Source organism: Embleya sp. NPDC020886 (assembly GCF_044333915.1).
Taxonomy (GTDB): domain Bacteria; phylum Actinomycetota; class Actinomycetes; order Streptomycetales; family Streptomycetaceae; genus Embleya.
On the sequence record NZ_JBIRRX010000001.1, the window covers coordinates 470,473 to 488,522 of the forward strand.

Genomic DNA, 18,050 nt, shown 5'->3' on the forward strand with positions numbered 1-18,050 from the left:
GAACCGGGCTTCGGTGTCTCTCGGGGACCTGCGCCGTTACCGGACCTCGGTGATCTCCGGGCCACGCTGGAACGGGTCCAGGTCGCCCGCGAAGCGGTCCTCCTCGGCGCCCTGCGACGGCACCGCGAGCCCGCTGTTCGGGTCGACCTGCGCGTTCTCCGGCAGGCGGAGCAGGATCGGGTCGCGCGGCGCCATCGGCTCGTTGCCGCGCACCACCACGGTGTCGCGGAACATGCTCTCCAGGTCGGCACCCACCGCGGGGTCCACCGCGGCACGACCGGAGATCACCCCGCGCAGGAACCAGCGCGGCCCGTCGCAACCGACGAAGCGCACCAACTGGTGGCCCTGTGTGCCGTCCGGAAGCTGGACCGGCACCTGGGCCCGCAGTTCCCAGCCCAGGCCGGAGTCCTGCTCGTCCACGATGCCACCCTGCTGGGTGATCCCGGAGGCGATCTCGGCGCGCACCTCGTGCCAGATGCTCTCGTTGCGCGGGGCGGCGAACGCCTGCAGTTGCAGACCGCTGTCCTCCAGCACCACGGTGGCCGCGATGATCAGGTCGTTGGAGACCTCGACCCGCAACTCCATCCGCGGGTCGCTCGGGATCAGCATCCCGCCGAGGTCGATGCGGTCCTCGTGCGGGTCCTCGAGCTCGTCGAAGTCCCACGGACCGTCCGGCCGGGGCGCGGGCGGGATCGGTCGGCTCAGCTCGTCGAGGTCCGAGTCGTCGGAGCCTTGCCCGGCCCCGTCGCTCGAAGCCTCGTCGGCATCGCCCTCGTCCTCGATGATGCCGTCGAGGTCATCGTGCTCCTCGACGGGCAGATCATCCTTTTCGCTGCGTCGGCGACGACCGAACACGTCACAGTCCTTCCCTGTCGGAAGCCGAGTCTTGCATGCCCGCGTTGCCCGCCGCCCCGGCGCTCGAAACGCCGATCGCGGCGTGGCCGCCGGTGGATCCGAAGCCGCCTTCGCCGCGCCCGGAACCGGGCAACTCGGCGACCTCGTGGAACCCCGCTCGCTCGACTCGTTGGATCACGAGTTGGGCGATTCGGTCGCCGCGACGAAAAACGACCGGCGTACGCAGGTCGTGGTTGACCACGACAACCTTGATTTCGCCACGGTATCCCGCATCGACGGTGCCTGGGGCGTTCACCAGGGATACTCCGCACCGCGCGGCGAGTCCGGAGCGCGGGTGCACGAAGGCGGCATAGCCGTCCGGGAGCGCGATCGCGATGCCGGTGGGCAGCACCACACGCTCACCGGGGGCGATCTCGGCGTCCTGCGCGGTCACCAGATCGGCGCCGGCGTCGCCGGGGTGCTCGTACGCGGGCAGCGGCAGTTCGGGGTCCAGCCGGCGCACCAGGATGTCCACACTCGTGCTCACGGGTTCACCTCGAACGCTCGGGCCGCCTTCATCAGGTCGGGGTTGTCCATGACGCGCTGTACGTCTTCCGCACGTCCATTGTCGACGAAGTGCTCGAGTCCCACGCTCACGAACAGCGCCGCCGCCTCGACCGCGACCGGTCCGTCCGGGGCGTCGAGCCGGCCCACCGCGCGCAGGTAGATCTTGCGGCCGGCCACCGCCTCGCACCACGCGTGGATGTACAGCGTGGACCCCACCGGCACCGGGCGACGAAAGTCCGTCTCCAGGTGCCCGGTCACCGCCGTGGTGTGCAGCATGTACCCGATCGCGCCGAGTGCCTCGTCGAACGCGCAGGTCAGCAGCCCGCCGTGGGCCAGGCCCGGGGCTCCCTGGTGCAGCGCGGTGACGGTGAACTCGGCGTCCACGGAGACGCCCTCGCCGGCGCGCGCGCGAATGCGCAGCCCGCCCGGGGCGGCCTCGCCGCAGCCGAAGCAGTCGCTGTAGTGCTCGCCCAGCTCGGTGCCGGGAGGAGGCGCGTCCGGGTGGAGCCGGGGCACCACCGCTTCCGGAGGCGGGGTCAGGGATGTTGGTCGACTCACGCCGAAGGACACTACCGTCGTTCCGACCGACACCCGCGCAGCGGCTTGGGAGCCGCCGGCGCCGCGGCCCGAAAGGGGCGCGGGACGGAAGGAAGCGCATGACCAAGAGCGTGGTCGTCACCGGGGCGACCGGTGGGATCGGCCTTGCCGTGGCCCTGGAGCTGGCCGGATCCGGCTTCGACGTGATCGGCACGGCCAGGACCCACGAGCGGGCCGAGCGCCTGCGCGAGGCCGCCGAGCGGGCCGAGGTGGGCGTGCGCACGGTCCTGCTCGACGTCGCCGACGCCACCTCGACGGTGCAGGCCTTCACCGAGATCGCCCAGATGACCGCGGGCGGCCCGTGGGCCGTGGTCAACAACGCCGGGATCGCGCAGCCGGGTGCGATCGAGGACGTGGACGACGAGCAGATCCGCGCCCAGTTGGAGACCAACCTGGTCGCGCCCGCGCGGATCGCCCGGCTGGTGCTGCCGCAGATGCGCAGACGTCGGGACGGGCGGATCGTCAACATCTCCTCCCTCTCCGGCCGCGTCTCGACCCCGTTCGTGGGCTGGTACTGCGCGAGCAAGCAGGGGCTGGCCGCGATCACCGACGCGCTGCGGATCGAGACGGCCGGGTTCGGCGTCAAGGTGGTGCTGATCGAGCCGGGCAGCTTCGGCACGAACATCTGGGAGCGCGGCATGTCCCGGCTGCCGCCGCGCAAGACGTCGGCCTACAACGACTCCTACGACCTCGTGGACGACGTGGCGCGCCGGGCGAAGGCGCTGCCCGCTCCGGCGCCGGTCGCGCACGCCGTACGCGTCGCGCTGAGCGTGCCCAGACCCCGGCCGCGCTACCTGGTGGGCAACGACGCCAGGGCGGGTGCGCTGCTCGACCTGGTGGCCCCGACCGCTCTTTCGGATTACGCCAAAGGGGTGGCGACCGGCCTGCGTACGCCGCCGGAGCAGGTCACCCGCGCGCTGGCCCGGTTGACCCGGCGGCACGGCCCCCGCTGAACCGCGTCGGCCGCCCATGACAGGCTGGTGCCATGCAGGCGTACAGCGAACGACTCGGCGTGCCGGCCTCGTGGTGGGCCCTGACCGTCCTGATGGCCGTCTCGGGCGGGTTGGTGGGCCTGGCCTTCGGGATCGTGGCCACCATCGTGCTCGCCTTGGCCCTGGGCGCCCTGACGGCCTGGGCCACCAGTGCCTACGGCGCGGCGCGGATCACCGTGACCGATACCGAGCTGCTGGCGGGTCGGGCCAGGATTCCGCTGACCGCGCTCGGTGCGGGCGTCGCCCTCGACCCCGAGCAGGCCCGCTCGCTGCGGATGGAGAACGCGGACCCGCGTGCGTTCATGGTGCTGCGCGCGTACATCCCGGGAGCCGCGCGGATCGAGGTCACCGACCCGGCCGACCCCACGCCCTACCTGTATCTGTCCTCGCGCAACCCGCAACGTCTGGTCGACGTGGTGGCCGCGCTGCGCGCCCGCGCCTGACCGGACGCGGACGGATCGATCCCGGCTCGGGCGAGCCGGGAGTGCGTGCGGGATCCGGCGCCGAGTCGGGCACCGGACAGTCAAGAACGCCCGCCGGTGCATCGGCGGACGTTCGACTTCGTACGTCATGCGTGCGGTTTCATCGTTTCCCACGCTCCGTATCGTGCTCTCGCGTTCAAGGACGCTCGGCGAACGTCGACGGTCCAACTCCTGCCGGTACCCGTATGGCGTGTGCAGGGTTGCCGTTCATCGCCGGTCGTCCTCGACCGCACACGATCAGGCGCAGTCGCTGCAGATCGCCTGGCCGTCCTTCTCCTTGGCGAGCTGGCTGCGGTGGTGCACCAGGAAGCAACTGGAGCACGTGAATTCGTCGGCCTGCTTCGGGACGACCCGGACGGACAGCTCCTCATTGGAGAGGTCCGCACCGGGAAGCTCGAGAGACTCGGCCTGCTCGAACTCGTCGACGTCGACCGAACCGGCCGACTTGTCCACGCGCCGAGCCTTCAGCTCCTCGATGCTGTCTTCGTTGATGTCGTCATCGGTCTTACGCGGGGTGTCGTAGTCGGTTGCCATGTACCTCTCCCCCTCCGGGTGGATCTGCGGTGCTGGGTCATGCGGACATCGCCCGAGGACCTTCGTGGACGATGCCTTCAGCGCACGTAACGCGCGAGGGGCCGGAGTTGTGCCCGACCCGGAGCGCAGATTTTGCCTTACATCAAGGCTCGTTACGCAATCGACACCCAACCGAACCCCCAAAGAGGTGACTTGGTTGGATGGGGGGCCACTGTAACCCCGTACCGCCCTGCACAACCAGGAGGAATCGTGACGGTCTACGCGCTGGGTGATCAAGTGCCCAAGGTGCACCCCGATGCGTATGTGCATCCCGACGCGGTCGTGATCGGCAGCGTGGAGATCGGCGCGGATTCTACGGTGTGGCCGGGTGCCGTATTGCGCGCCGATCACGGCCGGATCGTGATCGGCGAGCGTACGTCGGTACAGGACGGGTGCGTACTGCACACGACGGCGCCGTGGCCGACGGTAGTGGGCGACGAGTGCGTGATCGGTCACATTGTGCATTTGGAGGGCTGCGTGATCGAGGATCGTTGCCTGGTGGGCAACGGCGCGGTGGTCATGCATCAGGCCGTGGTGCGCACAGGTGCCCTGGTGGGAGCGGGTGCGGTGGTCGGAAATCGGATCGAGGTGCCGTCCTACGCGATGGCGCTCGGGGTGCCGGCGAAGATTCGTGAGAACGCGGTCGCGCCCGGCGCGTTCGCGGAGGCGGTGCGCAGTTACGTCGAGAACGGTCGTCGATTCCGTCGGGACCTGTACCGAATCGACTGATCGGCACGAGGCGCCACGACCGGCGGGTGTGGCGGATCGCACACGCCCGCTTCGGTTTGAAGGCCCCGTTCGCCCCCGTATATAAGTGCGACACGGGGGGCTGGGAATCACACGGGGAGTGTTGTGCTCGAGCTGGCCGGCCTGGACAAACGGTTCGGTGGGAAGGTCGTCCTCGACGACCTCTCACTGACCGTACAACCGGGCCAAATGTTTGGTTTCGTCGGTACCAACGGTGCCGGAAAGACCACGACCATGCGCATCGCGCTGGGCGTGTTGGCGTCGGACGCCGGGGAGATCCGTTGGCGCGGCGCGCCGGTGGACCGCGGCATGCGACGACGGTGGGGCTACATGCCCGAGGAGCGTGGGCTGTACCCGAAGATGCGCATCCGGGATCAGCTCGTCTATCTGGCCGAGTTGCACGGCATGACGCGGACCCGGGCGCACGAGTCGGCCGAGCACTGGTTGGACCGGCTCCAGGTGGCGGGCGGGCCGATGGATCGGCTGGAGACCCTGTCCCTGGGCAACCAGCAGCGGGTGCAGTTGGCCGCCGCGCTCGTGCACGAGCCGGAGCTGCTGGTGCTGGACGAGCCGTTCTCCGGTCTCGACCCGGTCGGCGTCGACGTGATGGCCGGCGTGCTGCGCGAGCGCACCGCCGCGGGTGCCTCGGTGGTCTTCTCCAGCCATCAACTCGAACTGGTCGAGTCGTTGTGCGACGCGGTCGGGATCATCGACAAGGGACGCATGCACGCCGTCGGCACCGTCGCCGAGCTGCGCGGGGACGACCGCGCGGTGCGCTACCGGGTGCGGCTCGCGCAGGCGCCGACGGGCTGGGCGGACGAGGTGTCCGGGGTCAAGGTGCTCTCCGCGCAGGAGGACACGGTGCTGGTCGAACTGCTTGCCGGGACGAGCGAGCAGACGCTGCTCGACGCGGCCCGGGCGGCGGGCCGGGTGCTGGCCTTCGCGCCCGCGACCCCCTCGCTCGCCGAACTCTTCCGCGAGGTCGTCAACGGGACGGAGGTCGGCGCGTGAGCACCGGCGGCAGCACGTTTTGGTCCGCCGTGCGGCTGGTCGCGCGCCGCGAGTTCACCGAGCGCATCCGGGACCGGGGCTTTCAGGTCTCGGTCGGGGTGATGCTGGCCATCCTGCTCGCGTCGGTGGCCATCCCGGCCGCGCTCGGCAGCGGCTCGGACAAGTACGACGTGGCCTTCCTCGGCCCGCGGCACACCGAGTTGGCGCAGACCGCCCGGCACCAGGCGACGCTGCTGGACGTGGACGTGCGGGTCGGCTCGGTAGCCGATCGCGCGGCGGCCGAGAAGGCGCTTTCCGACGGGAAGCTGGACGCGGTCGTGGACGACGGCCGGATCCTGGTGGACAGCAAGCTGGCCGACCCGTTGGCGGCCGTCCTGCAGAGCTCCTGGGCCACCGTGGAGCGCGACCGGCGGCTGGGTGAGGCGGGCATCGACCCGGGCGCGGTGAACCAGGCCTCGACGATCGCGCCGATGCCCAAGACCACCCTGGATCCGGACGCGGACCAGCGCGACGCCCGCAAGGGCATCGCGTTCGTCGGCACGCTCGTGCTCTACGGCATGCTCATGTTGTTCTGCATGTGGGTGGCGAGCGGTGTGGTCGAGGAGAAATCCAGCCGGATCGTGGAGATCCTGCTGGCGACCGTGCCCGCCCGGGCGCTGTTGACCGGCAAGGTCCTCGGGATCGGCCTGCTCGGCCTGCTCCAGATGCTGGTCACCGCGGTGGTCGGATTGGCCGCCGCGGCGGCGCTGGGCACCATCGAGTTGACGGGCGCGATGATCTATCCGGTGGCGCTGGTGCTGCTGTGGTTCGTGGTGGGCTACGCGATCTACGCGTGCCTGTTCGCCGCCGCCGCGGCCCGGGTCTCCCGGCAGGAGGATCTGCAGAACGTCATCACGCCGATGACCTCGCTGCTGATCGCCTCGTTCCTGGCCGCGATCTTCCTCGGCCAAAAGGGCGGCACGCTCGCCCACGTGCTGGCCTATGTGCCGCCGTTCTCGGCGATGTTGCAACCGGCGATGACCGCGGCGGACGAGGTCTCGGTGGCGGAGAACCTGGCCGCGTTCGCGATCGCGCTGCTGGCCCTGGTCGCGCTGGTACGGCTCGCGGCCCGGATGTACGAGGGCGCGGTGTTGCGGATGGGCGGCAAGGTCGGCTTCAAGGAGTCGCTGGGCGGGTCGGCCCGCAAGAGCTGACCTGGCGGGCACGAGCGCCGAGGCCCGCCGTCCCCGAGGGGGCGGCGGGCCTCGGCGTGTTGCGGTCGGGCCGACCTCAGCGTCGGTTGGCCGCCTTGCGGGCCTCCAGGGCGAGCCGGCGCTCCTCGAAGCGCACCACCTGGGAGTCCAGGCCGCCCAGGAACAGCGCGAGCTCCTCACGGGCCTTCTCGCCCTCCGGGCCCAGGTCGGTGCGCTCCATGATCTTGAGGTGGCGCAGCACCGGCAGGATCACGTCGTTCTGGTGGATCGGCAGGTTGTACACGCCGCCCACCGCGAGCTTGGCCGCCGCGCGCTCGAAGCCGCTGATCCCGTGTCCGGGCATCCGGAAGTCGGTGACCATCTCGGTGACCGCCTGCATCGCCTGGTCGGGGGCGATCTCGAAGGCGGCCTTGAGCAGGTTGCGGTAGAAGACCATGTGCAGGTTCTCGTCCGTGGCCACCTTCGCGAGCAGTTGCTCGGCGATCGGGTCGCCACAGGTGCGGCCCGAGTTGCGGTGCGAGACCCGGGTGGCCAGTTCCTGGAAGGTCACGTAGGCGATCACGTGCAGCGGGTTGTCCATGTGGTCGCCCTGGTAGCCGGCCTCCATGTGTTCCATCCGCGAGCGCTCCAGCGCGACCGGGTCCACGGCCCGGGCGGCCATCAGGTAGTCGCGGATCGCGATGCCGTGCCGGCCCTCCTCCGCCGTCCAGCGGTGCACCCAGGTGCCCCACGCGCCGTCGCGACCGAACATCGCCGCGATCTCGTAGTGGTAGCTGGGCAGGTTGTCCTCGGTGAGCAGGTTCAGCGTCAGCGCTATCCGCCCGACGTCGGTGAGCCCGGACTCCTCGGGGGTCCACGCCTCGCCGCCGAGTACGCCGTCGAAGTCGCGACCGGCACTCCACGGCACGTACTCGTGCGGGAACCACTCCTTGGCCACCGCGAGGTGGCGGTCCAGCTCGACGGCGACGACCTGCTCCAGCTCGCGCAGCAGGTGCTCACCGGTCGGGGCGGGGACGAGAAGGTTCATCGGCTCTCCAGGGCATAGGCAGACAACGTCGTACAGCGGCAGACACGGAGGACGGCGCTGTGCATCGCCCGCACGACGCGTCCCTACGATTCCGTAACTTACGACAGCGTAGGTTGGTTCCACCCCAAGACGGAAATGTGATCCACGACTCTCGTACACGTGTGCGACGAAATCGGGTCGCGCGGCCGGCCGTGCCGGGCCGGCCGTCGACCCGGCTCAGCCCGCCGGGAAGCCGATCCGCATCATCAGGCCGCCTTCTTCGCGCGGCTCGACCTCGATCCAGCCGCCGTGTGCGCGCACGATCGAGCGCACGATGGACAACCCGAGCCCCACGCCCTTGTCGCTGGCGATGCGCTCGGTGCGCAGCCGCCGGAACGGCTCGAACATGTTGTCCACCTCGTAGCCGGGCACCACCGGCCCGGTGTTGACCACGGTGAGCACCGCGACGCCCGCGGTGGACTCGGTGGAGATGTCGACCATGCCGCCGGCCCGGTTGTAGCGCACCGCGTTCTGGATCAGGTTCATCGCGACCCGCTCCAGCAGCACGCCGTTGCCCTGGAGCACGGCGGGACCCAGCTCGTCGTGCAGGGTCACCTTGCGCTCGGACGCCTCGGCGCCGGTCTGGTCCACCGCGCGGCGGGCCACCTCGGCCAGGTCCACCGGCTTGCGCTCGGTCAGCTCGTTGTCGCTGCGGGCCAGCAGCAGCAGGCCCTCGATCAGTCCCTCGCTGCGCTCGTTGGTGGCCAGCAGGGTCTTGCCGAGCTGCTTGAGTTCGACGGACGCCTCCGGATCGCCGAGCGCGACCTCCAGCAGGGTGCGGTTGATCGCCAGTGGCGTGCGCAACTCGTGCGACGCGTTGGCGACGAACTTGCGTTGCGACTCCAACGATCGATCCAGCCGATCGAGCATGTCGTCGAAGGTGTCCGCGAGCTCCTTGAACTCGTCGTCCGGCCCGTCCAGGTCGATCCGCCGGTGCAGGTTGGATCCGGCCACCTCGCGGGCGATCGAGGTGATCCGCTCCAGCGGACGCAACACCCGACCCGCCATCACGTAGCCGAAGCCGAAGGCGATCACCGACAGCAGCAGCAACGCCAGCAACGACTGCTGAAGCAGCGAGTTCAGCGCGGCGTCGCGTTGATGGACCTGCTGGATACTCTGCCACTTCTCGAACTGGGCGGGCGTCATCGGCACGCCGTTGATGGTCATCAGCGTGTCCGGCGCCAGGCTCAGATTGAGCCGGCCCTCGGTCAGGCTCTGCCGCACCAGCAGATAGACGGTGCCCAGCAGCAGCACCCCGGCGATCAGGAACATCCCGCCGTACAGCGCGGTCAGTCGCATCTTGATGGTGGACCGCAACATCGCGGGCAGTTGCGAGGGGGCCATCCGCGACAGCCGGGACATCTCCGCCGCGTCGTCGGCGTCCCGGCCCAGGATCAGCCGTCGGCCGCCGGCGGCCGGGCGCTGCGGGTCGCGGGCGGGCTCGCGGTTGGGCTTGGGCGGCGCGCTGGGTCGCGGCGGCTGGGGCGGGCGGCCCGGGCGCGGCGGTGGACCGGACTTGATCGCCGGGCCCGGCTTCGTGGGGGTCGGACTCGGCTTCGTGGGCGCGGTCGAGGCGCCCGCGGCCGGCTGCGCGGAGCCGGCTGCGGTACTTCCGGCTTCCGCCGGGACGGCCCGAGAGCTGTCGTTCATGGCGGTCCTCAAATGCGGTATCCGGCGCCGGGCACCGTCAGGATGACGGGCGGCTCGCCGAGCTTGCGGCGCAGCGTCATGACGGTGACCCGCACGACGTTGGTGAACGGATCGGTGTTCTCGTCCCAGGCCTTCTCGAGCAGTTGCTCGGCCGAGACCACGGCGCCGTCGGCGCGCATCAGCACGTCCAGCACCGCGAACTCCTTGGGCGATAGGTGCACCGGAACACCCTCGCGCAGCACCTCGCGCCGGTTCGGGTCGAGCCGGATGCCGGCCCGCTCCAGCACCGGCGGCAGCGGCGAGACGGCTCGCCGGCCGAGTGCGCGCACCCGGGCGATCAGCTCGCTGAACGCGAACGGCTTGGGCAGATAGTCGTCCGCCCCCAGCTCCAGGCCCTCGACCCGATCGCTGACGTCGCCGGCGGCGGTGAGCATCAGCACCCGCATCGGGATGCCGGTCTCCACCACCGCCCGACACACGTCGTCGCCGTGCACGATCGGCAGATCCCGGTCGAGCACCACCACGTCGTAGTCGTTGACGGCGATCCGCTCCAGCGCCGCCTCCCCGTCGTATACGACGTCGACGGCCATGGCTTCCCGGCGCAACCCGGTCGCGACCGCGTCCGCCAGGAGCTGCTCGTCCTCGACTACGAGAACCCGCACCGGCTGTGCCTCCTGCTCGATGAAAGGGGATGGATCCGTTGTCCATCTTCCCCCGCGCCCCGGTAAAGCCCGAGTAAGCCGACCGACGGCCCCGGGGCCGGGCGGGCGGCCCGGCCGGACCGGTCCGGAACGGTCCGGCCGCGGACGTTACGGCACCCCCCGAGTGAGGGAAGGATTCCGGTACGCCCCGGAAAGTCCGACACCGTGCCGTTGGGCAGGACAAGTCCCCTGGTCAGACCCCCGGATCGGGGGCCGCCCAAGGCCCGATCGGTGGTTTCCCCGGCGTTGCACGGGGGGTAGGACAACCGAAACCGGCGACGACGAGTGACATTGGGGCGGCCTTATGGACGAATTCACGGCCGGCGTACTGCGACGCATACGTGAGACCGAGCAAGCGCTGAAGCAGGCCTGCGACACCGGCGACGATTTCCTGGTCGAGGTCGAGCAGTCCGAGTTGGACGACCTGCTGCGGATGGCGTCGGAGCATGGCGTGCGGGTGCTTCGCGAAAGCGCCTGAGCCACCGAGACGACACCCGAACCCGCAGGCGAACAGCACCCGCACCAGTTTCTTTCCCCCGGCGAGGTCCCGAGCGGACGCCGGGGGTTCGGCTGTCGGGCCGAGGGTCGCGGGGCCTGGATCACCCGATCCGGGCCTCGCGCCCGCTCCGGGTCTACGCGTGCAGAGCGGCCAGGGCCGCCTCGAGTTCGGCGCGCAGCCCGGTGGGGGCGGCCAGGCACACGCTCGACCCGTCGGGCTCGGGCCACAGGTCCTCGATCACCTCGGCGCCGGCCTCGCGGGCGATCAGCGCGCCCGCCGCCACGTCCCAGGGGTTGAGGCCGCGCTCGTAGTAGGCGTCGACGCGGCCTGCCGCCACCGAGCACAGGTCGATCGCGGCCGAACCGCCGCGACGCAGGTCGCGCACGCTCGGCAGCAGCGCGCCGATCACCGCGGCCTGGCGGGTGCGCCGCGGGGTGGTGTAGCCGAATCCGGTCGCCACCAGCGCCCGGGCGAACGGGGCCGCGGGGCGGCAGTGGACGGGCTTGCCGTTGCGATAGGCGCCGCCGCCGCGCACGGCGTGGAAGGTCTCGCCGACCGCGGGCACCTCGACCACGCCGAGCAGGGTGCCCTCGGCGGTCTCGGCGGCGATCGACACACACCAGCCGGGCAGGTCGTACAGGTAGTTCACGGTGCCGTCGATCGGGTCGATCACCCAGCGCACGCCGCTGCTGCCGGCACTCGCCTCGCCCTCCTCGCCCAGGAAGCCGTCGTGCGGTCGGTGGGCGCGGATCCGTTCGATGATCAGTTTCTCCGCGGCCGTGTCCATCTCGGTGACCACGTCGGTGGGGCTGCTCTTGGTCGCCGCGACGCCGAGGTCGGCGGGACGCTCGTGCAACAGGAAGCCGCCGGTGTGCCGGGCCGCGTCGCGAGCGATGGCCAGGAGTTCCGCGGTGTCGATCGTCATGCGCCCATCCTGCCGGCGGCACCGGGTGCCCGGCGCCGCCGGCGAGCGCGCCGGCTACCCGTGCAGCGCCGCCCCGCGTGGCGCCCGGGCGGCGGCCTGCGGGTCCGCGCGCAGCGCCCGCGGGTCGGGGCAACAACCCACCGGACACACGTCGTGTGCGGCGCCCAGCGCACCGAGCGCGCAGCGGGCGGGCGCTCGGCCGCGCACCGCGGCGGCGCGCTCCAGCAACAACTCGCGCACCGCGCCCGCGAATCTGGGGTCGGCGCCCGTGGTCGCGGCCCGACTCACCGGCAGCCCGATCCGCGCGGCGGTCGCGGCGGCCTCCACGTCCAGGTCGTAGACCACCTCCATGTGGTCGGACAGGAACCCGATCGGCACCAGCACCACCGCCGGCACCTCCTCTTCGCCGCGCAGGCGCACCAGGTGGTCGTTGACGTCGGGCTCCAACCACGGCACCTGCGGCGGGCCGCTGCGGCTGGAGTACACCAGATCCCAGTCGTGCTCGCGGCCGAGCACCCGGGCGACGCCCTCGGCGACCAGGCGCGCGGTCTCCCGGTGTTGGGCGACGTAGCCGCCGCCGGCCGGGCCCGCGGTGCGCGCGGTGACCGTGGGGATCGAGTGGGTGACCATCACCAGCCGGGCGCCGGCCCGTACCGGCTCGGGCAGTTCGGCCAGCGCGGTCAGTACGTGGTCCACGAGCGGCTCGACGAAGCCGGGGTGGTTGAAGAAGTGCCGCAGCTTGTCGAACGTCGGGGCCCGATCACCGACTTCGGCTCGGGCCTCGATCAGGTTCTCGTGATACTGCGCGCAGCCCGAGTAGGACGCGTAGGCGCTGGTCACCAGGACCGCGGCGCGGCGGATCCCGTCGTCGGCCATCCGCCGCACGGTGTCCGCCAGATACGGGCGCCAGTTGCGGTTGCCCCAGTAGACCGGCAACCGCACGTCGTGCGCGGCGAGATCGGCCTCGACCGCCGCGATCAGGGCACGATTTTGCGCGTTGATCGGACTGGCGCCGCCGAAGTGCGCGTAGTGGCCGGCCGCCTCCTCGAGGCGTTCGCGGGGGACCCCGCGCCCCGCGGTCACGTTCTCCAGGAACGGGAGCACCTCGTCGGGGGCGTCCGGGCCACCGAAGGAGAGCACCAGGAGCGCGTCGAACGGACTGGGGTCGGGGGCCTGGGTCGCGTGCATGTCTGTGATCCTCGCATCGCCGCCCCCGCCGGCCCGTACACCCCACCCGCGCGGGCGTGAGTTGCGGCGCAACCGTGCGCGACCCCTTCCCGGTCCGATGACCGGCGAGTAATGTCCGGCTGATCCCACGGCGACCCCAGGAGGAACCCGTTGAGCAGCGCCACCCCCGCCGTCTCCAAGACGCCCCCCACCTGGCGGAACTGGTGCGGGAACCAGTCCGCGCGGCCGCACTCGGTGCTCACTCCGAGATCGGCCGAGGAGATCTCGGCCATCGTGCGCCGGGCCGCCGGGCAGGGTCTCGCGGTCAAGGCCGTCGGCGCGGGGCACTCGTTCACGTCGGTCGCGGTCACCGACGGGGTGCAGATCCGGCCGGAGGGGCTGACCGAGGTGCACGCGCTCGACCGCGCGGCGGGCACGATCACGGTCGGGTCCGGGATGCGCCTGAGCGACTTCAACACGCTGCTCGCCGGCTACGGCCTGGCGCTGGCCAACATGGGCGACATCGCGGTGCAGAGCCTGGCCGGCGCCACCTCGACCGGCACGCACGGCACCGGGCGGGCGTCCGGCTCGCTGGCGGCGCAGATCCTGGGCATGGAGATCGTGCTGGCGGACGGCGAGATCACCACCTGCTCGCCGACCGAGAACGCGGAACTGTTCGCGGGCGCCCGGGTGGGTCTGGGCTCGCTGGGCATCGTGACCGCGCTGACGTTCGCGGTGGAGCCGAGCTTCCTGTTGGAGGCGCGCGAGGAACCGATGAAGTTCGACGCGGTGCTGGCCGACTTCGACGCGCTGTGCGCCGACAACGAGCATTTCGAGTTCTATTGGTTTCCGCACACCGACAACTGCAACGTGAAGCGGAACAACCGGATCGAGGGACCGGCGAAGCCGCTTTCGAAGGCGCGTTTTCTGCTGGACGACGAATTGTTGTCCAACGGGGTGTTCTCGCTCGCCTGCCGGGTGGGGCGGCGCGCGCCGAAAACGGTGCCCTCGATCGCACGACTGTCCAGCCGCGCGTTGTCGGCGCGGACCTACTCGGACACCTCGCACAAGGTGTTCACCAGCCCGCGCCGGGTGCGCTTCATCGAGATGGAGTACGCCCTGCCGCGCGAGGCGGCGACGGCGGCGCTGGCCGAGGTGCGCGCGTTCGTGGAGGCCGCGAATCTGCCGATCAGCTTCCCGGTGGAGGTGCGGGTGGCCCCGGCGGACGATCTGTGGATGTCCACGGCGTACGGCCGCGACACCGCCTACATCGCGGTGCACATGTACAAGGGCACGCCGCACGAGCGGTACTTCACCGAGGTGGAGAAGATCATGGTCGGGCACGGTGGGCGCCCGCACTGGGGCAAGATGCACACCCGCGACGCGGACTACTTCGCGAAGCTCTACCCGAGGTTCGCCGATTTCACGGCGCTCCGGAACCGGGTGGATCCGGAGCGCCGCTTCGGCAACGACTACCTGCGTCGGGTGCTGGGCGACTGAGCCGAGGCCGCCGGGGCGGGTCCGCTCGTCTAGCCGCGTTCCGATCCCGAGCCCGCGTTCGACTTCCGTTCGTTGTTCGCCGGGCCCTGGTCGGTGCCGCCGGCGTCGTTGCCCGCCGCCGCTCCGCCGTCGGCCGCGCCGCCGCCCGAGCCGCCGGGGGGCGTGGTCGCGGGCGGGGCGGTGGCCGGCGGCCGGGAACCGGTCGGATCGGACGAGGGGGTGTCGCTCGGGCGCGTGGTCGGGGTGGTCGAGGGCACCGAGGTCGCGCCGTCGCCGCCGGGCACGCCCGACGTGCCCTTGTCGTCGGTCCCCGGGCTTCGGGTGGGCGCCGACGTGCCGGTGCCGGTCGGGTTCGGGGTCGAACCGGCCGGCTGCTCGGGCGGGTCGTGCCGGGCGGGTCGGTCCTCGACGATGCGCGAGATGGTCGATCCGCCCGCGTCGCCGTGGCCGAACAGGCTCGCGAACGAGCGGCCGATCGCGGTCTCGGCGAGCGTGACGACACCCATCGCCACGACGAACACGAGCACGGCCCCCACCAACGACCGCGCGAGCCACACCCGTCGCTCGCCGGGGCCCTCGGACGGTACCGCGTGCTCGGCGTCGTCGGCCCGGGAGGCGCCGCCCGGCGCGTCCGCGCCCGGGCCGACCCACTCGTAGCCGCCGACCGGCAGCAACATCGTCTCGTCGGTCGCCGGCCGCCGGTCCGCCACGCCGACCGGTCGATCCGGTACCGCGCCGGGGTCCGGGCTCGGCCCGCCCTCGTGCGGCGGGCTCAGCGTCGCCCGCACGTCGCGCAGTTGCTCGCCGGTGCGCCGGAACAGGTGTACGTAGACCGCGCTCCCGACGGTCGCGACCACGCTCGCGAGCGCGGCGCCGATCACCGTCCCGGCGACACCGAGCGTGGAGAGCAGGAACGCCGAGGAGATGGCGGCCAGGGCACTGCCCACGACCTGCACCGCGTTGACATCGATCCGGCGGCGTTCATTTTCGGTCCTTTCCGGCATCACTTTCCTTGCCCGTCCGTACTCGGACGGTGGTTAATCATGAAAAACAGGACTTCACCCTGGTTACGACTGAACGGCCCATCCACATCGTTCCGATCGGCCCAATCTTGTGATCGACATCACCCCGGACGGCCGAAAACGACTCGTCCGAACGGGACGCGCCGATGCGGCGCGGTGTGTCCCGGTAGAGCCCCCGAATGGAGTACTGTTCACGCGAGGTTCCGGAAAGACCTGTGCGCGAAGGGGGAGACGACCGACCGCAGAGGTCAGGGTGGGGCGCCGCCCAGGTATCTACCCGAAATGGTGTAACCAGGGCAATTCGGCCAGTCAGGTAATAAATCCGACACGCCGGACAACTCGGTCAGGTTGTGGCCATGTCAAGGCTGGGCAGGTCACACTCGTAGCGGGAGCAACGACGCAGGTGACGTCGGCAGGCACCACCCGGGAGGTCCCCATGCCCGAACTGCGTGTCGTGGCCGTCAGCAACGACGGCACACGGTTGGTGCTGAAGGCTGCCGACGGCACCGAGTACATGTTGCCCATCGACGAACGGCTTCGTGCCGCCGTCAGGGGCGACCGCGCCAGGCTCGGCCAGATCGAGATCGAAGTCGAGAGCCAACTGCGTCCGCGTGACATCCAGGCCCGGATAAGGGCCGGTGCCACCGCGGAGGAGGTCGCACAGCTCGCCGGCATCCCGGTCGACCGCGTGCGGCGCTTCGAGGGTCCGGTGCTCGCCGAACGCGCCTTCATGGCCGAGCGCGCCCGCAAGACACCCATCCGCCGGCAGGGCGAGACCACCGGTCCGCTGCTCGGCGAGATCGTCACCGAACGCCTGCACCTGCGCGGCGCGGACTCCGAGTCGGTGCAGTGGGATTCGTGGCGACGCGACGACGGCAGCTGGGAGATCCTGCTGCTCTACCGCGCCGACGGCGAGATGCGCTCGGCGAGTTGGAGCTTCGACCCGCCCCGGCGACTGGTCACCACCAACGACGACGAGGCTCGTTCGCTCATCGGCGAGCACCCGGCGGCGTCCGAGACCCCGTTCCCGTTTCGACCGCGCCTGGCCACCATCCCGCGCGAGAGCGACGACGACGCGATCACCAGCCTGCTGGACGCGGTCCCGGGGCTGCGCGGCGAACCGCAGACCCAGTCGGTCTCCCCCGGTCCGATGCGCATCGACGTGACCGCACTGGCCGAACGCCCGCGGGTGGGCAGCATCGAGCGGTCCGAGCGGGCGGAGCGCCCGGAACGGATCGAACGCGGCGAGCGCCCCGAGCGAATCGAACGCGTCGAGCGGGCGGAGCGCCCGGAGCGCGCCGAACCGATCGAGGAAGAGGAGACCCAGGCGCCCGCCGCGGCGGCGGGCGCGGGCAGCGCCTACGAGAACGTCCTGGTGCCACGCGGCGTGGTCGGCCCGCACCGCGAGCGGCTGGTCGGCAGCACCGACCGGCAGGCCGAGGCCGACGGCGTGCGTCCCGGCCGCCGGGCGACGGTACCCAGTTGGGACGAGATCGTGTTCGGGAGCAGGCGCAAACGCCGGGAGTGATCGACGCGTACGCAGACCGCGGGAGCCGAGGGTCCGACGGACCCTCGGCTCCCGCGTTTTCCGCGCTCGTGCGGCGGCCCACCGGGCCCGCTACTCGCCGGTGGCCACCGGGCGCCGGGGGTCGGTGATCCAGTCGCTCCAGGATCCCGCGTACAGGCCGGCCGGGATGCCGGCCAGGGACAGCGCGAGCACCTCGTGCGCGGCGGTCGCGCCGGAGCCGCAGTACGCGGCGACCCGCGCCCCGGGCACCGCGCCCCGGGCCGCGAAGTACTCCTTGAGCTCGGCGGGTTCGCGAAAGCGGCCGTCGGCGTGCGTGTACTCGGTCGCGGGCGTGCTGACCGCGCCGGGGATGTGACCCGCCTTCGCGTCGATCGGCTCGCTCTCGCCGCGGAAGCGCTCACCGGCGCGGGCGTCGAGCAACACGCCGCCGGCGGCCACGAACGCCGCGGTCTCCTGCGCGTCCAGCCGCGACATCTCGCCCGGACGCGGGACGAACGTGCCGGGCTCGGCGGGCTCCGGCACCACGTCGGTGACCGGCAGGTGCTCCGCCGTCCAGGCCGCGAAGCCGCCGTCGAGCACCCGCACCCGATCGTGGCCGAAGTAGCGCAGCAGCCACCACGCCCGCGCCGCGGCGACGCTCTGGCCCGCGTCGTAGACGACCACGTCGGTCGCCGCGGCGATGCCCAGTCGGCGCATGGCCGCGCCGAACGCGCCCGGTTCCGGCATCGGATGGCGGCCCCCGGCACCGGTGGGCGTGTGCGGGCCGGACAACTCGGTGGCGAGGTCGACGAAGCGGGCGCCCGGCACGTGGGCGACCCGATAGGAGTCGATGCCGGGCGGACCGCCGAGCTGCCAGGTGACGTCGAGCACCAGCGGTGGCGACGAACCGTCGAGGGCGGCGGCCAGGTCGGCCGCCTCGATCAGGGAACTCATACCGGCATCCTGCCTCGTGCGGCGCCCACCGACGAGCACATGTCCGACCCCGGTGGCAGCATC

Annotated in this window: 19 protein-coding genes; 8 read left to right on the forward strand and 11 right to left on the reverse strand. The window is 71.4% G+C overall.

The genetic code is table 11. The features are described from left to right. Window positions 1-36: 36 nt before the first annotated feature. The 3 genes from ACH4U8_RS01955 to ACH4U8_RS01965 are packed head-to-tail and all read right to left on the reverse strand — an operon-like array spanning window position 37 to window position 1,959. Window positions 37-855: a DUF3710 domain-containing protein gene (locus ACH4U8_RS01955; RefSeq protein ID WP_395775558.1), complete on the reverse strand. Its 819-nt coding sequence runs from the start codon at window positions 853-855 to the stop codon at window positions 37-39. Window position 856: 1 nt separating this feature from the next. Further along, on the reverse strand, window positions 857-1,381 hold the full coding sequence (gene dut, locus ACH4U8_RS01960) for a dUTP diphosphatase (RefSeq protein WP_360312927.1): 525 nt from the start codon (window positions 1,379-1,381) through the stop codon (window positions 857-859). Next, complete coding sequence (locus ACH4U8_RS01965; RefSeq protein ID WP_360312925.1) at window positions 1,378-1,959, reverse strand: PaaI family thioesterase; 582 nt, start codon at window positions 1,957-1,959, stop codon at window positions 1,378-1,380. The genes dut and ACH4U8_RS01965 overlap by 4 nt, the downstream gene beginning before the upstream one ends. 98 nt (window positions 1,960-2,057) lie before the next feature. Here ACH4U8_RS01965 and ACH4U8_RS01970 point away from each other — a divergent pair, with 98 nt between their 5' ends. Next, window positions 2,058-2,951 (forward strand): SDR family oxidoreductase, encoded by an 894-nt coding sequence (locus tag ACH4U8_RS01970; protein ID WP_395775559.1) that lies wholly within the window; start codon window positions 2,058-2,060, stop codon window positions 2,949-2,951. Between the two features lie 32 nt (window positions 2,952-2,983). Next, entirely contained in the window at window positions 2,984-3,433 is a 450-nt protein-coding gene (locus ACH4U8_RS01975; protein WP_360312921.1) for a DUF3093 domain-containing protein, read from the forward strand. Window positions 3,434-3,709: 276 nt separating this feature from the next. Here ACH4U8_RS01975 and ACH4U8_RS01980 read toward each other — a convergent pair whose 3' ends face one another. Then, window positions 3,710-4,006 carry a DUF4193 domain-containing protein gene (locus ACH4U8_RS01980; RefSeq protein ID WP_020555852.1) on the reverse strand — a complete coding sequence of 99 codons (297 nt, stop codon included), beginning with the start codon at window positions 4,004-4,006 and terminating at the stop codon, window positions 3,710-3,712. 249 nt (window positions 4,007-4,255) lie between these two features. On the opposite strand from ACH4U8_RS01980, the gene ACH4U8_RS01985 reads away from it, so the two are divergent. The 3 genes from ACH4U8_RS01985 (at window position 4,256) to ACH4U8_RS01995 (ending at window position 6,996) form a co-directional block, all read left to right on the forward strand. Further along, window positions 4,256-4,774, forward strand: coding sequence for a gamma carbonic anhydrase family protein (locus ACH4U8_RS01985; RefSeq protein WP_360312919.1), 519 nt, complete (start codon window positions 4,256-4,258; stop codon window positions 4,772-4,774). Window positions 4,775-4,897: 123 nt separating this feature from the next. After that, window positions 4,898-5,803 (forward strand): ABC transporter ATP-binding protein, encoded by a 906-nt coding sequence (locus tag ACH4U8_RS01990; RefSeq protein ID WP_395775560.1) that lies wholly within the window; start codon window positions 4,898-4,900, stop codon window positions 5,801-5,803. Next, complete coding sequence (locus ACH4U8_RS01995) at window positions 5,800-6,996, forward strand: ABC transporter permease (RefSeq protein WP_395775561.1); 1,197 nt, start codon at window positions 5,800-5,802, stop codon at window positions 6,994-6,996. The genes ACH4U8_RS01990 and ACH4U8_RS01995 overlap by 4 nt, the downstream gene beginning before the upstream one ends. 76 nt (window positions 6,997-7,072) lie before the next feature. On the opposite strand, the gene ACH4U8_RS02000 is transcribed toward ACH4U8_RS01995, so the two are convergent. From ACH4U8_RS02000 to ACH4U8_RS02010, 3 genes are all read right to left on the reverse strand, one after another. Next, a complete protein-coding gene (locus tag ACH4U8_RS02000; RefSeq protein ID WP_360312913.1) occupies window positions 7,073-8,023 on the reverse strand; it encodes an acyl-ACP desaturase in 951 nt (316 codons plus the stop codon). Window positions 8,024-8,239: 216 nt separating this feature from the next. Continuing rightward, complete coding sequence (locus tag ACH4U8_RS02005; RefSeq protein WP_395775986.1) at window positions 8,240-9,424, reverse strand: sensor histidine kinase; 1,185 nt, start codon at window positions 9,422-9,424, stop codon at window positions 8,240-8,242. Between the two features lie 296 nt (window positions 9,425-9,720). Then, window positions 9,721-10,374, reverse strand: coding sequence for a response regulator transcription factor (locus ACH4U8_RS02010; protein WP_020555846.1), 654 nt, complete (start codon window positions 10,372-10,374; stop codon window positions 9,721-9,723). 343 nt (window positions 10,375-10,717) lie between these two features. On the opposite strand from ACH4U8_RS02010, the gene ACH4U8_RS02015 reads away from it, so the two are divergent. After that, on the forward strand, window positions 10,718-10,891 hold the full coding sequence (locus ACH4U8_RS02015; protein WP_360312911.1) for a hypothetical protein: 174 nt from the start codon (window positions 10,718-10,720) through the stop codon (window positions 10,889-10,891). Window positions 10,892-11,045: 154 nt separating this feature from the next. Here the strand turns inward: ACH4U8_RS02015 and ACH4U8_RS02020 are convergent, their stop codons facing one another. Both ACH4U8_RS02020 and ACH4U8_RS02025 read right to left on the reverse strand, forming a co-directional pair. Further along, on the reverse strand, window positions 11,046-11,837 hold the full coding sequence (locus ACH4U8_RS02020; RefSeq protein ID WP_395775562.1) for an inositol monophosphatase family protein: 792 nt from the start codon (window positions 11,835-11,837) through the stop codon (window positions 11,046-11,048). 54 nt (window positions 11,838-11,891) lie between these two features. After that, the gene (locus ACH4U8_RS02025; protein ID WP_360312907.1) at window positions 11,892-13,025 is read right to left on the reverse strand and encodes a ferrochelatase; all 1,134 of its coding nucleotides are present in this window, start codon (window positions 13,023-13,025) and stop codon (window positions 11,892-11,894) included. 150 nt (window positions 13,026-13,175) lie between these two features. Here ACH4U8_RS02025 and ACH4U8_RS02030 point away from each other — a divergent pair, with 150 nt between their 5' ends. Beyond that, on the forward strand, window positions 13,176-14,504 hold the full coding sequence (locus tag ACH4U8_RS02030) for a D-arabinono-1,4-lactone oxidase (protein ID WP_379992509.1): 1,329 nt from the start codon (window positions 13,176-13,178) through the stop codon (window positions 14,502-14,504). A gap of 29 nt (window positions 14,505-14,533) precedes the next feature. Here ACH4U8_RS02030 and ACH4U8_RS02035 read toward each other — a convergent pair whose 3' ends face one another. Then, window positions 14,534-15,508: a hypothetical protein gene (locus ACH4U8_RS02035; protein WP_395775563.1), complete on the reverse strand. Its 975-nt coding sequence runs from the start codon at window positions 15,506-15,508 to the stop codon at window positions 14,534-14,536. Window positions 15,509-15,929: 421 nt separating this feature from the next. Here ACH4U8_RS02035 and sepH point away from each other — a divergent pair, with 421 nt between their 5' ends. Continuing rightward, window positions 15,930-17,054, forward strand: coding sequence for a septation protein SepH (gene sepH, locus ACH4U8_RS02040; protein WP_360312901.1), 1,125 nt, complete (start codon window positions 15,930-15,932; stop codon window positions 17,052-17,054). 90 nt (window positions 17,055-17,144) lie between these two features. Here the strand turns inward: sepH and ACH4U8_RS02045 are convergent, their stop codons facing one another. Further along, window positions 17,145-17,987: a sulfurtransferase gene (locus ACH4U8_RS02045; RefSeq protein ID WP_395775564.1), complete on the reverse strand. Its 843-nt coding sequence runs from the start codon at window positions 17,985-17,987 to the stop codon at window positions 17,145-17,147. Window positions 17,988-18,050: the final 63 nt, after the last annotated feature.

What these genes read in the sequence shown, in the direction of transcription:
- ACH4U8_RS01970 (WP_395775559.1), top strand. Translation starts at nt 2,058, where the DNA reads ATGACCAAGAGCGTGGTCGTCACCGGGGCGACCGGTGGGATCGGCCTT.
- ACH4U8_RS01975 (WP_360312921.1), top strand. Translation starts at nt 2,984, where the DNA reads ATGCAGGCGTACAGCGAACGACTCGGCGTGCCGGCCTCGTGGTGGGCC.
- ACH4U8_RS01980 (WP_020555852.1), bottom strand. Translation starts at nt 4,006, where the DNA reads ATGGCAACCGACTACGACACCCCGCGTAAGACCGATGACGACATCAAC.
- ACH4U8_RS02000 (WP_360312913.1), bottom strand. Translation starts at nt 8,023, where the DNA reads ATGAACCTTCTCGTCCCCGCCCCGACCGGTGAGCACCTGCTGCGCGAG.
- ACH4U8_RS02005 (WP_395775986.1), bottom strand. Translation starts at nt 9,424, where the DNA reads ATGTCCCGGCTGTCGCGGATGGCCCCCTCGCAACTGCCCGCGATGTTG.
- ACH4U8_RS02015 (WP_360312911.1), top strand. Translation starts at nt 10,718, where the DNA reads ATGGACGAATTCACGGCCGGCGTACTGCGACGCATACGTGAGACCGAG.
- ACH4U8_RS02020 (WP_395775562.1), bottom strand. Translation starts at nt 11,837, where the DNA reads ATGACGATCGACACCGCGGAACTCCTGGCCATCGCTCGCGACGCGGCC.
- ACH4U8_RS02025 (WP_360312907.1), bottom strand. Translation starts at nt 13,025, where the DNA reads ATGCACGCGACCCAGGCCCCCGACCCCAGTCCGTTCGACGCGCTCCTG.
- ACH4U8_RS02035 (WP_395775563.1), bottom strand. Translation starts at nt 15,508, where the DNA reads ATGCCGGAAAGGACCGAAAATGAACGCCGCCGGATCGATGTCAACGCG.
- ACH4U8_RS02045 (WP_395775564.1), bottom strand. Translation starts at nt 17,987, where the DNA reads ATGAGTTCCCTGATCGAGGCGGCCGACCTGGCCGCCGCCCTCGACGGT.